Annotated in this window: 16 protein-coding genes; 7 read left to right on the top strand and 9 right to left on the bottom strand. The window is 71.4% G+C overall.

Translation table 11 applies throughout. From position 1 onward, the window contains the following. Positions 1-4: 4 nt before the first annotated feature. Together coaE and dnaQ are read left to right on the top strand one after the other, a co-directional pair. Positions 5-622: a dephospho-CoA kinase gene (gene coaE, locus ACO06I_RS16575; protein ID WP_421933724.1), complete on the top strand. Its 618-nt coding sequence runs from the start codon at positions 5-7 to the stop codon at positions 620-622. Between the two features lie 107 nt (positions 623-729). Further along, the gene (gene dnaQ, locus ACO06I_RS16570) at positions 730-1,437 is read left to right on the top strand and encodes a DNA polymerase III subunit epsilon (protein ID WP_421933723.1); all 708 of its coding nucleotides are present in this window, start codon (positions 730-732) and stop codon (positions 1,435-1,437) included. Positions 1,438-1,601: 164 nt separating this feature from the next. On the opposite strand, the gene secB is transcribed toward dnaQ, so the two are convergent. Then, a complete protein-coding gene (gene secB, locus ACO06I_RS16565; protein ID WP_421933722.1) occupies positions 1,602-2,099 on the bottom strand; it encodes a protein-export chaperone SecB in 498 nt (165 codons plus the stop codon). Between the two features lie 163 nt (positions 2,100-2,262). Here secB and timA point away from each other — a divergent pair, with 163 nt between their 5' ends. From timA to ACO06I_RS16550, 3 genes are read left to right on the top strand one after another with little or no spacing between them, the layout of a single operon-like run. Beyond that, entirely contained in the window at positions 2,263-2,883 is a 621-nt protein-coding gene (gene timA / locus ACO06I_RS16560) for a TIM44-related membrane protein TimA (RefSeq protein ID WP_421935098.1), read from the top strand. A gap of 47 nt (positions 2,884-2,930) precedes the next feature. Further along, the gene (locus ACO06I_RS16555; protein WP_421933721.1) at positions 2,931-4,052 is read left to right on the top strand and encodes an MltA domain-containing protein; all 1,122 of its coding nucleotides are present in this window, start codon (positions 2,931-2,933) and stop codon (positions 4,050-4,052) included. Continuing rightward, a complete protein-coding gene (locus ACO06I_RS16550; protein WP_421933720.1) occupies positions 4,049-4,576 on the top strand; it encodes a Smr/MutS family protein in 528 nt (175 codons plus the stop codon). Before ACO06I_RS16555 ends, ACO06I_RS16550 begins: the two co-directional genes overlap by 4 nt. Here the strand turns inward: ACO06I_RS16550 and ACO06I_RS16545 are convergent. The 3 genes from ACO06I_RS16545 to ACO06I_RS16535 all read right to left on the bottom strand — a co-directional run bounded on the left by ACO06I_RS16545 (position 4,573) and on the right by ACO06I_RS16535 (position 8,314). Continuing rightward, positions 4,573-5,841 (bottom strand): dicarboxylate/amino acid:cation symporter, encoded by a 1,269-nt coding sequence (locus tag ACO06I_RS16545; protein WP_421933719.1) that lies wholly within the window; start codon positions 5,839-5,841, stop codon positions 4,573-4,575. The two genes, ACO06I_RS16550 and ACO06I_RS16545, sit on opposite strands and share 4 nt — an antisense overlap. Positions 5,842-5,909: 68 nt before the next feature. Next, positions 5,910-7,826, bottom strand: a complete 1,917-nt coding sequence (locus ACO06I_RS16540) for a pyrroloquinoline quinone-dependent dehydrogenase (RefSeq protein WP_421933718.1) — start codon at positions 7,824-7,826, stop codon at positions 5,910-5,912. Positions 7,827-7,900: 74 nt separating this feature from the next. Beyond that, entirely contained in the window at positions 7,901-8,314 is a 414-nt protein-coding gene (locus ACO06I_RS16535) for a hypothetical protein (RefSeq protein WP_421933717.1), read from the bottom strand. 112 nt (positions 8,315-8,426) lie between these two features. Between ACO06I_RS16535 and ACO06I_RS16530 the strand changes: the two genes are divergently transcribed. Beyond that, positions 8,427-8,735, top strand: a complete 309-nt coding sequence (locus tag ACO06I_RS16530; protein ID WP_421933716.1) for a polyhydroxyalkanoic acid system family protein — start codon at positions 8,427-8,429, stop codon at positions 8,733-8,735. 179 nt (positions 8,736-8,914) lie between these two features. On the opposite strand, the gene ACO06I_RS16525 is transcribed toward ACO06I_RS16530, so the two are convergent. Beyond that, positions 8,915-9,838 (bottom strand): CPBP family intramembrane glutamic endopeptidase, encoded by a 924-nt coding sequence (locus tag ACO06I_RS16525; RefSeq protein ID WP_421933715.1) that lies wholly within the window; start codon positions 9,836-9,838, stop codon positions 8,915-8,917. Between the two features lie 47 nt (positions 9,839-9,885). Here ACO06I_RS16525 and ACO06I_RS16520 point away from each other — a divergent pair, with 47 nt between their 5' ends. Then, positions 9,886-10,512, top strand: coding sequence for a hypothetical protein (locus tag ACO06I_RS16520; RefSeq protein ID WP_421933714.1), 627 nt, complete (start codon positions 9,886-9,888; stop codon positions 10,510-10,512). A 188-nt stretch (positions 10,513-10,700) separates the two neighbouring features. Here ACO06I_RS16520 and ACO06I_RS16515 read toward each other — a convergent pair whose 3' ends face one another. From ACO06I_RS16515 to hisH, 4 genes are read right to left on the bottom strand one after another with little or no spacing between them, the layout of a single operon-like run. Further along, complete coding sequence (locus ACO06I_RS16515; protein ID WP_421933713.1) at positions 10,701-11,036, bottom strand: phosphoribosyl-ATP diphosphatase; 336 nt, start codon at positions 11,034-11,036, stop codon at positions 10,701-10,703. Then, on the bottom strand, positions 11,033-11,830 hold the full coding sequence (hisF, locus tag ACO06I_RS16510) for an imidazole glycerol phosphate synthase subunit HisF (RefSeq protein ID WP_421933712.1): 798 nt from the start codon (positions 11,828-11,830) through the stop codon (positions 11,033-11,035). Before hisF ends, ACO06I_RS16515 begins: the two co-directional genes overlap by 4 nt. Then, positions 11,830-12,552: a 1-(5-phosphoribosyl)-5-[(5-phosphoribosylamino)methylideneamino]imidazole-4-carboxamide isomerase gene (gene hisA, locus ACO06I_RS16505; protein WP_421933711.1), complete on the bottom strand. Its 723-nt coding sequence runs from the start codon at positions 12,550-12,552 to the stop codon at positions 11,830-11,832. The genes hisF and hisA overlap by 1 nt, the downstream gene beginning before the upstream one ends. Then, positions 12,549-13,181 (bottom strand): imidazole glycerol phosphate synthase subunit HisH, encoded by a 633-nt coding sequence (gene hisH / locus ACO06I_RS16500; protein ID WP_421933710.1) that lies wholly within the window; start codon positions 13,179-13,181, stop codon positions 12,549-12,551. Before hisH ends, hisA begins: the two co-directional genes overlap by 4 nt. Positions 13,182-13,187: the final 6 nt, after the last annotated feature.

Below are 13,187 nucleotides of genomic sequence, written 5' to 3'. Positions count from 1 at the left end.
CGCCATGCTCAATATCGGACTGACCGGCTCCATCGGGATGGGCAAGTCGACCACCGCGGCCATGTTCCGCGAGGCCGGCATCCCGGTCTATGACGCCGACGCGGTGGTGGCCGACCTCTATGTGAAGGGCGGGGCCGCCGTCGAACCCCTGGAGGCGGCCTTTCCAGGGGTTACCAAGGACGGCGCCGTCGACCGCGAGGCCCTGCGCCAGCGGGTGCTGGGGGACGACGCGGCCATGGCCCGCCTGAACGCCATCGTCCATCCCCTGGTGGGCGCCGATCGGGGCGCCTTCTTCAAGCGCGCCCAGGAGGCCGGCGCCGACATGGTGGTGCTGGACATCCCCCTGCTGTTCGAGACCGGCGGCGACCGGAACATGGACGCCGTGGTGGTGGCCTCGGCGCCCGAGGACCAGCAGCGCGCCCGGGTCCTGGCCCGGCCCGGCTGGACCGCCGAGCGCCTGGACGACATCCTCAAGCGCCAATTGCACGACAGCGAAAAGCGCAAGCGGGCCGACTTCGTGGTGGATACCGGCCAGGGCCTCGATCACGCCCGGGCCCAGGTCGCCGAGATCATCGCGGCCCTGCGCGATCCCGCGCGCCGTCCCCAGAAAGGCGGAGCGTGACAGCCGAAAGTGGTCGCCGGTTTCGGCGCCCGTCACGCTCCCCAGCAAAAACGCCCTGCGACCTGAGGCGCTGTTGAAACGGCCTTCGAAGCGGGTCATCTAGGGCCATGGCCCGCGAAATCGTCATGGACACCGAGACGACCGGCTTCGAGCCGCACCTCGGGCACCGGCTGGTGGAAATCGCCTGTCTGGAGATCGACGACTTCCTGCCCACGGGCCGGCACTTCCACGTCTATATCGATCCCGAGCGCGACATGCCGCCGGACGCCGAGCGGGTCCATGGCCTGTCGTCGGCCTTCCTGAAGGGCAAGCCGAAGTTCGCCCATCCGGAGGTCAGCCATGCCTTCCTGGAGTTCGTGGGCGACGCGCCGCTGATCGCCCACAACGCCACCTTCGACCGGGCCTTCATCAATCACGAGCTGGGGGTCTGCGGCCTGACGATCATCGAGGAGCCGCGGTGGATCGACACCCTGGCCCTGGCGCGCAAGCGCTTCCCCGGCATGGCCAATTCCCTGGACGCGCTGTGCAAGCGCTTCAAGATCTCGCTGTCGGAACGGGAAAAGCACGGGGCGCTGATCGACGCCCGCCTGCTGGCGGCGGTCTATCTGGAGCTGAAGGGCGGCCGCGAGCGGAGCCTGGAGCTCACCACCCAGGCCATGGACACCGCCGCCTACGCCGTGGCCAACCCCTCGACCTACGGCGCGCGGCCGCGGCCGTTGGCGGCGCGGTCCACCGAGGCCGAGCGTGAAATCCACGCGGCCTTCATCCGCGACGTCCTGAAGAACGACGAGCTCTGGACGCGGTTCGGGCTGTAAGATCCTCCCCCAGCGCGCAAGCGCGATGTGGGGGAGGTGGATCGTCGCAACGCGACGAGACGGAGGGGGATCAACGCAGTTGACCCCTTCGACCCCAATACAAGGGTCAAAGTCCCCCTCAGTCAGCTTCGCTGACAGCTCCCCCAGGAGGGGAGCACCTTGGCCTAAGCGTTGCCGACCTGGCCGGCGCCGTCGGCCTGGGCCTTGCGGGCCGCGTAGACGCCGGCGAAGTCGATCGGGTCGAGCAGGAAGGGCGGGAAGCCGCCGTCCGAGGTCACGTCGGCGATCACCCGGCGGGCGAAGGGGAACAGGAAGCGCGGGCATTCCACCAGCAGCACCGGCTCCAACTCCTCCGGCGGAACCCCGGCGATCTCGAAGACGCCGCCATAGAGCAGCTCGACATGGAAGACCGGGCCGTCGTCGCGGGTCGCGCGGGCCGAGAGCTTCAGGTCCACCTCGAAATAGCCGTCGTCGCGGCCACGGGCGTTCATCTCCACGCCCATGTCGATGCTGGGCTGGGTGGTCCCGGCCCGCAGGCTGTCGGGGGCCCGCGGGTTCTCGAAGCTGAGATCGCGGATGAACTGGGCGAGAATCCGGATTCCCGGGTCGGTCAGGCCGATATCGGCGCCGTTTTCCTGGCCGGCCGCGTCAGTGTCGCTCATGTGGCGAAGATTCCGTGCTTTAAGGACTGGTTCACGCCCTGTTTGGGACCGGCGCTGCTATCATGCGACTTTCGCCGATGCAACGTCGCCCCTGACGGGGGCGTTGCAACGTCCTATATTGAAGCCCACCCCTCGTCTCCAACGAAGCGATAGTGTTTTGCCGATCTTAGAGCTGATCATCTTTGCGGGCCTCGCCGTGGTCGTGCTGTTCCAGCTCTATTCGGTGCTGGGCCGCAGGGTCGGGCGACAGCCCGAGGACACCCCGGCCGACGCCGCCGTGGCCGCCGTCAAGCCGGCGCGCCTGGAGGGCGAAGAGCCCCAGGCCGCCGAGGCCGCGGAGGGCGTGGCACTGTCGGGCCTGGCCGCCGTGCGCGCCCGGGACGGAAGCTTCGACCTGCCGCGCTTCCTCTCCGGGGCCAAGGGCGCCTACGAGATGATCGTCACCTCCTTCGCCGCCGGCGACCGTGACACCCTGCGCAACCTGCTGTCGCCGGCCATCATGTCCAGCTTCGACGCCGAGATCGCCCGGCGTGAGACCGAAGGCCGCACCGAGACCGTGGAATTCGCCCACGCTCCGCGCGCCGACCTGGAGAAGGCCGACGTGGTGGGAGACGTGGCCAAGATCACCGTCCGCTTCCTGGCCGAGTTCCGCAGCCGCACCAAGGGTCCGGAGGGTGAGGGGGTCGACGACCGCCGCACCGCCGAGCTCTGGACCTTCGAACGCAATCTTAAGAGCCGCGACCCCAACTGGACCCTCGTCCGCGTCGACGCCGCCGAGGCGTAGGACCACCCGCTCATCCCGGCCCCTGGCCGGTCAGCCCGGAGTCCGTCGTGGCCCGCAACCTGCCCAAGATCCTCCTGGCCTGCGCCGCGGCCCTGACCCTGGCGGCCTGCGCCACGGCCAAGCCCGGCCCCACGCCGCGCCCCATCCCCGGCCCGCCGCCCGGTCCGCCGCCCAAGCTCGAGCAGTTCAGCGACCTGCCGGGCTGGAACGAGGAGGATCACGCCCAGGCCTTCGAGTCCTTCCGCGCCACCTGCGGGGCGGCCCGCGACGCCGCCATGGGGGAGATCTGCCGCCGGGCCCGCAGCCAGCCCCTGCTGCCGCGCGCCGAGGCCCGCGCCTTCTTCGAAGCCAATTTCCGCCCCGAGGCCCTGCCCGGCGAGGGAATCCTGACGGCCTATTACGCGCCGGAATATGAGGCCCGCGCCAAGCCCGACGCGGAGTTCTCCGCCCCGGTCCGGCCCAAGCCCGCCGACCTGGTGGCCAGCGGCCAGGGCGGCCGCGACGCCCAGCAGCGGGGCCCGGACGGCCAGCTCGGCCCCTATCCCGACCGTACCGCCATCGAGGCCGCCCCGCCCGGCCAGGCCCTGGCCTGGATGCGGCCCGAGGAGCTGTTCTTCCTGCAGGTCCAGGGCTCGGGCGTGATCACCTATCCGGACGGGACCCGGGCCAAGGTGCTGTTTTCCGCCACCAACGGCCGGCCCTTCGCCGGCATCGCCAACCCCATGCGCGACAAGGGGCTGCTGGCGGCCAACAACACCTCCGGCGAGGCCATTCGCCAGTGGCTGGCCGACCATCGGGGCCCCGAGGCCCAGGCCATCATGCGGCTCAACCCGCGCTACGTCTTCTTCACCCTGGCGCCGGACGACGGCCGCCCGCCGGTGGGTTCGGCGGGCATTCCCCTGCCGGCCGGCCGCGCCATCGCCGTCGACCCCAGCCGTCACGCCACCGGCGAGCTGTTCTGGATCGACGGGGTGGCCCCGCTGCTCAACGGCGCCTTCCCCACCTACCGGCGCCTGGTCACGGCGCTGGACGTCGGCGGGGCGATCAAGGGCGAGGTCCGCGCCGACCTCTATCTGGGCCAGGGCCAGCGCGCCGGCGCCGAGGCCGGCCGGGTGCGCCATACCCTGCGGATGCACCGCCTGGTCCCGCGGGTGGGTCCCGGATCGTGAAGCGGCCCGTCCGGCCCGACGAGCTGCGCCTCTGGTCCATGGTGGCCGCCACGGTCCACCCCATGCCCGGCCGCGCGGTCTCCAAGGCCGAACGCCACGCTCTGGCCGCCCAGATCGACCACAACGCGCCCGCCGCCCGCATCCCCATCCCGGAGAAGCCCGCGCCGAAGCGCCCGCCGCATCCCTGGCTGGGGCCCGAGGACATCGAGCCGCGCCGCAAGCAGCGCATCGCCAAGGAGCGCGAGGCGATCGGCGGCCGCATCGACTTGCACGGCCTGGACCAGATGCAGGCCAAGGCGGCGCTCGAAGGGTTCGTGCTGGGCGCCTGGAACCGCGGCGACCGCGCGGTGCTGGTGATCACCGGCAAGGGCGCCCGCGGCGGCGGGGTGCTGCGGCGCATGACCCCGGAATGGCTGTCGAGCCCGTCCCTGCGCGAGGTGGTGGCCGGCATCTCCGAGGCCCACCGCACCCACGGCGGCGAGGGGGCCCTCTATGTGGCCCTCAAGCGGAAGAGCCGGGCCTAGACCCCCTCGGTCACCGGCAGCTCCTCCTCGGCGTCCTCCTCCAGGCTCCATTCGGCGGCCATGGTGGTGACGGCGACGTCGGCGGTGACATTGCCGATGGTCCGCGAGATGTCGGGCAGGGTCTCCACCGCCAGCAGCAGGGGCAGCAGCTCCATCGGCACCCCCATGGCCATGGAGATGGGGCCGAGGGTGGTGAAGAAGGTCACGGCGCTGGCGATGCCGACCGCGGCCAGGCTGACCGTGGCGGCCACCAGGGTCCCGACCACGAGCACCAGCGGCGACAGGTGCACCCCGTAGACGTGGGCCACATAGATCACCACCGCCATGTTGCCGGCCGGGCTGGTCATGCGGAACAGGGCGACGGCCATGGGCAGGACCATGCCGCGCACCTTGTCGGGAACCCCAAGCCGCTCGGCGGTGTCCAGCATGGCCGGCAGGGAGGCCAGGGACGACTGGGTTGAGATGGCCACGGCCTCCACCGGGATCATGGCGCGGACGAAGGCCATGAAGGGCACGCGGCCGAACACCACGGCCAGGACCACAGCGATCGCCGCCATGCTCAGGCACATGATGGAGACCACGATCACATAGTGGCCGAGGATCCCCACCGCCCCCAGGCCGGTGCGGGCCCCGGTGACCAGGGCCAGGGCGAAAACGCCGAAGGGGGCGGCCCACAGCACCCAGTGGACCAGGACCATCATGGTGTCTTTCACCGCGGCGAAGAACCCCAGCAGGCTGGCCCGGTGCTCGGCGGCGATGCGGGTGGCGGCCAGGCCGAAGACCAGGGCGAAGACCACCAGGGGCGCCATGGCCCCCTCGGCGGCCACCTGCACCGGATTGGTGGGGATGAAGCTCTTCAGCATGGCCTCGATGGTGGGGGTCGGCGGAATCTCCCCATTCGCGGCGTGGGCCGCGGCGCGCAGGGCCTGGGCGGCCTCGGCCGGGGCGGGCCAGACCGCCAGCAGGGCCGGGGTGGCGAGGGCGGAGAAGGCCGCCGAGCCCACCAGCAGGACGGCGAACAGCCCCAGGGTCCGGGCCGCGTCGCCCCCGGCCCTAGCGGTGTCGGCGGCCTGGGAGACGCCGGTCACCAGCAGGGCGAAGACCAGGGGAATGATGGTCATCCGCAGGGCGTCGAGCCAGACTCCCCCGGCCGGCTCGGCCACGGCGATGATCTGCGGGGCGGCGCCCGGGGCGTAGGCCGCGATCGCGGCGCCGGCGGCGAGACCGGCCACCAGGCCGATGAGAACGCGGGTTGTCAGGGTCATGGGCCTAAGGTTTCACCGGGCGCGGGGCCGCGCGCCAGCGAAAAGACGCGCCGCGTCCCGAAGGTTCCCTAGTCCGGCAGGGCGAAGGCCACCAGCTGGTCGCCGCGCCTGGTGTCGCTCTTGGAATGTCCGCCGGCGGCGATCACCACGTACTGCCGGCCCTTCCAGACATAGGTCATGGGGGTGGCCTGGCCCCCGGCCGGCAGGCGGCCCTTCCACAGCTCCTTGCCGGAGCGGGCGTCGAAGGCGCGGAGATAGTTGTCCATGGCGGCGCCGATGAACACCAGGCCGCCGCGGGTGACGATGGGCCCGCCGACATTCGGCGTGCCGGTCCCTCTCAGGAAGAGCTGCGAGCCGGGCGCCAGGTCCCGGGTGGTGCCGAGCGGCACGCGCCACAGCACCCTGCCGTCATGCATGTCGATGGCCGACAGTTCCCCCCAGGGTGGCGGGTTGCAGGGCAGGCCCAGGGGGGAGAGCAGCAGCTCGCGCTTCATGCCGTAGCGGGCGCCGGTGTTGGGGCTGATCTCGAGGTCCGGTTGGGCGGCCTGGGCGGCCTTCACCTGGTCCGCGGGGATCAGGGTCACCTTGTGCAGGGCGCTGGAGGTGTTGGCGTAGACCACCTGGCGGCCCGGATCGAAGGCGATCCCGCCCCAGTTCGAGCCGCCGCCGGTGAAGGGATAGATGATCGTCCCCCGGGTGGTGGGCGGGGTGTAGAGCCCCTGGTTTCGCGCGCCCTCCAGCAGCCGGCGGCAGGCGGCCCGGTCCCAGGGGGTCAGGCCGAAGGCGTCCTGGGGTGCGATGCGGCTCGGCGCCAGGGCGGCCGGGGCGACCGGGAAGGGCTGGGTCGGCGACAGGGTCTCCCCCAGGGCCCCGCCCTGGGGAACCGGGCGCTCCACCACCGGGATCACCGGGGCGCCGGTGTCGCGGTTGAGGGTGAAGACCAGGCCCTGCTTGGTGGTCTGGATCACCGCCGGGGCGGTCACGCCGCGATAGGTCACCGTCGCCAGCGTCGGCTGGGCCGGCAGGTCATAGTCCCAGACGTCATGGTGGGTGGTCTGGAAGGCCCAGGCCACCTGGCCGGTGGCCGCGTGCAGGGCCACCACCGAATTGGCGTGGCCGCCGTTCCCCGGCCGGGCCGCGCCATAGAAGTCCGGGCTGGCGCTGGAGGTGGGCAGGAACACCAGTCCCCGCGCCTCGTCCGCCGACATGGGCGCCCAGACATTGGCGGCGCCGGCGCGGATCCCGGGCCGGGCGCTGTCCAGGGGGTCGAACCGCCACTTGAGCGCCCCGGTGACGGCGTCGAAGGCATGGACTGCGCCGGGGGTCTCATCGACCTTCTGGTTGTCGTCGATCGAGGAGCCGGTGATCACCAACCCCTGGACCACCACCGGCGGCGAGGTGATCTGGGCGCCGCCGGGGCGGGTCAGGGTCACGCCGGGTATGGCCGGAACCCAGCCCCCCGCCCCGAACCCGGCGCAGGCCCGCCCGGTGGCGGCGTCGAGGGCGAACAGCCGGCGGTCGTTGGTGTTCATGAAGATCCGCTCGGCGCAGGGCGCGGCGGGTGGTGCGGCGGGATTCCTCCAATAGGCCAGGCCCCGGCAGTTGTAGGCGTTGGGATATCGGATGTCGGGGGCGAGCTTCGGGTCGAAGCGCCACAGGGCCTTGCCGGTCTCCGGATCGATGGCGCTGGCCTCGTTGAAGGGGGAGCACAGATAGAGCCGGCCGGCCGCCAGGATCGGGGTGACCTCGAAGGCGGCGCGCTTCATGGCGGCGCCCTTGCTGGCCAGGTCGCCGGTGGAGAACCGCCAGACGGGTTTCAGCCCCGCGACGTTGTCCGGCGTGATCTGGGCGGCGGGGGAATAGCGCTGGCCGCCGGCGTCGCCGCCATAGTGGGCCCATCCGGCGTCGGGGGCCGGGGCGGGGCGGGGGGCGGAACAGGCCGCGAGGCTGGCGGCGGCGAGCAGGGGGAGCGCGTGTCGGGTCATGCGCCCAGGGGAGCGTCAGACCGCCGTGCGGAAAAGGGGCTTGGGACGAGCGGCGGGCCCGCCGGGACGAGCGGTTAGCGCCAGGCCTGACCGGCGACATAGGCCGCCGGCTGCCGGGTCAGGCCGCGCAGCGACTGGTCGTCCAGGCGGCAGGCGGCGACGGGCAGGCCGTCAGCCTGGTCGAGGATCCGGCAGGTGACGTTCTGGGCGAAAGCCACCGCCATCAGCGACCCGCGGCTGGGCTGCAGGGTGGCGGTGGTCTGGACGGGCTCCGGGGCGAGCTGGACCTCCACCCACTGGTCGGGGGTCGCGCCCTGCGCCACGCAGAGATGGTCGGCGTCGAGGATGTGCAGGACCGGGCCGTGCAGTTCGGCCCCCACGGCGGGCGCGGCGCCCGCGCAGGGGGTCTGGGCCTGGGCCGCGCCGGCCAAGCCGCTCAGCGCCAGGGCGCCGATCAGACCGCAGAGATATCGAGAAAGAAACGCCACCGGGGCCCCGCCAATCAGGATCGCCCTGAAACAATCCACAGGGGCGGCCTTTGTTCCGGCTGGACCCGATCCCCATCTGCGCCGTTATGGACGTCAGTCAGAAGGGCCCGACATGAGCAAGCCGATCACCATCACCATCCCCCACGAGCTGGGCCGCGCCGTGGCGCGCCAGCGGATCGAGGAGGGCTTCGGCAAGATCAGCCAGCAGTTCGGCGAGGCCGCGGCCAAGGCGCTCACCAAGAGCTGGGACGGCGACCGCATGAACTTCGCCGTCGCGGCCATGGGCCAGAACGTCACCGGCCACCTGGAGGTGCTGGACGCCGCGGTCCACATGACCATCAACCTGCCCAACGTGCTCGCCCTCATCGCCGGCAAGATCAAGGGCCGCGTCCAGAAGGAAGGCCAGCTGCTGCTGAAATAGGGGGGCGGAGCTGGCGCATTCCCACCGGCGTCATCCCGGCCGCAGCGAAGCGAAGAGCCGGGACCCAGGGGGATTGATCGCGGCCCCTGGGTCCCGGATCGGCCTGGCGGCCGTCCGGGATGACGGGTTTGTTCGGATGGAGACCACGCGCCTCATCGGTCGCTGGCGCCTGTCGCCCCCTAGGCCAGGGCCGGAACCGCCAGGGTCCGTCGGCGATAGAGCCATTCCACGCAGGCCACGATGGTCACCGCCAGCACCAGCTCGTACCCCAGGTCGGCCAGCTTGACGGTGGTCTGAGGCGAGGTGGGCAGCAGGACCTCGCCGAACAGGGCCACCCCCAGGTTCTGGGCGGCGTGGGCGCCGACGCCGAACTCCAGGCCGCCGAGCCTCAGGGTCGCCCAGGCGAAGACCATCCCCAGCAGGGCGCGGGCCGCCAGGGCGCCGGGGTCGAACTCAAGGTGGAAGAGGGCGAAGACCAGGCCGTTGATCAGCAGGACCAGCCACAGCCGGCGGGTGAAGGCGCTCACCTGCTGCAGCAGGTAGCCGCGGAACACCACCTCCTCGGCCCAGGCGGCGATCAGGAACCCCAGGCTGCTGGCCGCCACATAGGCCAGGCGATCCTTCACCGGATAGGCAGGGTCGAGGATCGGCGCCTCGCTCCCGGTGGTGGGCGCGAAGGCCGAGATCAGGTTCAGCACCGCGATCGCCACCACCCCGGCGGCCACGCCCCAGGCCAGCAGGCTCAGGCGGAAGCGCGGAGCCGCCGTGATCCAGCTGCGCAGGGGGCGCTTGAAGATCAGCCGGGCGGCCAGCAGCAGGCCCAGGGCGGCGGCGGCCAGGCCGATCCCCACCTCGAGGATGTAGACGCTGGATTTCAGCAGCCGCGGCAGGTTCGGCAGGTCGCCGCCGAAAGCGTTGAGCGACAGACCGAAGTGGTCGCTGACCAACAAGGCCACCGCCACCAGGATGGCCATGCCTATGGTGGCCAGGGGGCCGGCCACGGCCATGCAAGCCACCCAGCGCCAATCGCGGTCGCGGGTGGTCGTCAGCGCCAGGAAGGGCGGCGTCGCGCGGCCGGCGAGCACGTCGAGGGCGGGGGTCATGAGGGGCGAGGTTAGCGCGCGCCGTTGAGCTCGACTATGGTGGCGCCATGCGCGCCGCTGCTTTCGCCGTCACCGTCACTCTTTTGTCCGCGGGCTCCACCCAGGCCGCCGATCGCGGCGTCATGCAGGCCAAGGACACTTTCCGGGACGCGGCCCTGGCCCCCCTGGAGGACCTGAACCTCAAGCAGAAGGGCATTCCCGACGTGCTCTCCCGCGCCCGGTCCGACCCCTATGACCTGGCGGGTCTGTCGCGTTGCGAGCCCATCGCCGCCGAGATCGGCCGCCTGGACGCCGCCCTGGGCCCGGACCTCGACGAGGCGCCGGCCCCCGACACCCGCACCCGGGCCCAGAAGGTGGGCGGGGCGATCAAGGACGCCGGCATCTCCGAGGTGCGCAGCGAGAGCGGCGGCCTGCTGCCCTTCCGCGGCTGGGTGCGCAAGCTGACCGGCGCCGCGCGCCACGACAAGAAGGTCCAGGCCGCCATCCGCGCCGGGGAGATCCGCCGGGGCTATCTGAAGGGGGTGGGCATGCGCATGAACTGCGCTCCGCCCGCCGCGCCCAGCTGGTTCGTCCCCGAGCCCCCCAAGGGTCCGGTGGAGACGGCCATCGGATTCTCCTTCGACGGCCTCTGGGCCCGGATGGTCACCTGGTTCTGGAGCTGGTGGCCGTTCTAGGAGTCCAACCACGAAGGGCACGAACAAGAACGGCCGCGGCGCTCTCCTAGGGTGTCATCCCGGCTGGAGCGCGTAGCGCGGAAGGCCGGGACCCAGAAGCGCGGGGCGTGCCGGAGAGATCGGTGCTTCTTGGTCCCGCACTTCCGGCCTGCGGCCTCCATGCGGGATGACATCGGAGGGTGGGCCCTCTACGTCTCCGACCGGTGCCGCCAGGCCTTCTCTTCCAGGCCCGAGCGGCCCTCGCGGCTTTCCAGCCAGGCGGCCACGTCGTCCAGGCTGACGCCGGCGGCGGCCAGCACCACCAGGAAGTGGTACATCAGGTCGGCGCTCTCGGCGGCCAGGCCGTCCTTGTCCTTCTGGACGGCGGAGATCACCACCTCGACGGCCTCCTCCCCCAGCTTCTTGGCGGCGCGCTCGACGCCTTCCGAGAGCAGCTTGGCGGTGTAGGAGCTTTCGGGGCTCGCGCCCTTTCGGTCCTCGATGGTGGCGGCCAGGCGCTCCAGGGTCTCGGAAAAACGGCTCATGCGGCGGTCTCCGTCAGGCGGACAGGAATATGGGCCTCGGCCATGGCGCGCTTGACCTCGCCGATGGAAACTTCCCCGAAGTGGAAGATCGAGGCGGCCAGGACGGCGTCGGCGCCGCCCTTGATCACGGCCTCGACCATGTGGGCCGCGGCGCCGGCGCCGCCCGAGGCGATCACCGGGACGTTCACGGCGCTGGTGACGGCATGGAGCAGGTCGATGTCGTAGCCGGTCTTGGCGCCGTCGCGGTCCATGGAGGTCAGCAGGATCTCGCCGGCGCCGCGCTTCACGGCCTCCACGGCGTAGTCCACCACGTCCAGCCCCGTCGCGGTGCGGCCGCCATAGGTATAGACCTCCCAGCCGTCGTTGCGACCGCCAGACCCGGCGCGCGCCGCGCCGTGCTTGGCGTCGATGGCCACCACCACGGCCTGGGAGCCGAAGGCGTCGGCGCAGGCGCTGATCAGGTCGCGGTTCTCCACCGCGGCGGTGTTGACGCTGATCTTGTCGGCCCCGGCCAGCAGCAGCCGCCGCGCATCGGCCACCTCGCGGATGCCGCCCCCCACCGACAGCGGCATGAAGCAGACATCGGCGGTGCGGGCGATGACGTCCAGGATGGCGCCGCGCCGCTCGTGGCTGGCGGTGATGTCCAGGAACATCAGCTCGTCGGCGCCGGCGGCGTCATAGGCTCTGGCCTGTTCCACCGGATCGCCGGCGTCGCGCAGGGCCACGAAGTTCACGCCCTTCACCACGCGGCCGTCCTTGACGTCCAGGCAGGGGATGACGCGAACCCTCAGCATCAGGCGGCGACCTTGAGGGCTTCGGCGGGGCTGATGGCGCCGTTGTAGAGGGCGCGGCCCAGGACGGCGCCGGCGATCGGCACCCCCTTGCGGGCCCGCAGCCGGACGATGTCGTCGACGCTGGCCAGGCCGCCGGCGGCGATCACCGGGATGTTGACGGCGTCGGCGATGGCCCCGAAGGCCTCGACATTGAAGCCCATCACCGTGCCGTCGCGGTCGATGTCGGTGATGATCAGGGCGCCGACCCCGGCGTCCTCGAACCGCTTGGAGACGGTGACGGCGTCCAGGTCGGAGCTCTCGGTCCAGCCTTGGGTCGCCACCTTGCCCTTGCGGACGTCGACGCTGACGGCGATCTGCTCGGGCCACTCGCGGGCCGCGGCCTTGACGATCTCGGGATCGGTGACGGCGATGGTGCCCAGGATCACCCGGGAGACCCCGGCCTCGATCCAGCGCTCGATATCCTTCATCGACCGAATGCCGCCCCCCAGCTGGACGGGGATGGAGACGTTCTCGAGGATGGCCTCGACGGCCTTCTCATTGATCGCCCGGCCCTGGACGGCGCCGTTCAGGTCCACCACGTGGACCCAGTGGAATCCGCTCTCCACGAACTGCCGGGCCTGGTCGGCGGGGGAGGCGTTGAAGACGGTGGCGGTGGTCAGGTCGCCGTGCAGGACGCGCACGCACTGGCCGTCCTTCAGGTCGATCGCGGGATAGAGGATCAAGGTCGCCACTCCAGGAAGCGCGCCAACAGGGCAAGTCCGGCGCTCTGCGACTTTTCAGGGTGAAACTGTACGCCCGCGATGTTGCCGTTGGCGACAGCGGCCGGGAATTGTCCCCCGTGATCCACCCAGGCGGCGACGTCGTTCTCGTCGTCCGGATAGAAGGCGAAGGAATGGGTGAAGTACATGGGGGCCTCGCCGATCCTGGCGATCAGGTCGGGGCCGCTGGCGCCGATCAGGGTGTTCCAGCCCATGTGCGGGATCTTGATGGCCGGGTCGTGGCTCTCGATCCTGCGCACGTCGCCGCCGATCCAGTCCAGGCCGCGGGTCTCGCCGAACTCCAGGCCCCGGGTGGCCAGCAGCTGCATGCCCACGCAGATGCCCAGGAAGGGCGCGCCCTTGCCGCGAACCGCCTGGGTCATGGCCTCGATCAGGCCGGGACGTTCGGAGAGCGCGGTCATGCAGGCCGAGAAGGCTCCGACGCCGGGCAGGACGATGCGGTCGGCGGCGGCCACCGTCTCAGGATCGCAGGTGACCACGATCCGGCTCGCGCCGTCGGCGGCCTTCACCAAGGCCTTTTCGGCCGAGCGAAGGTTGCCCGACCCGTAGTCGATCAGGGCGACAGTCTGCATGGAATG

It is taken from the genome of Phenylobacterium sp. (assembly GCF_965229015.1).
In the GTDB taxonomy this organism is placed as follows: domain Bacteria; phylum Pseudomonadota; class Alphaproteobacteria; order Caulobacterales; family Caulobacteraceae; genus Phenylobacterium.
The sequence above is the reverse complement of the archived record's forward strand: the minus strand, read 5'-3'. Positions and strand labels throughout refer to the sequence as shown.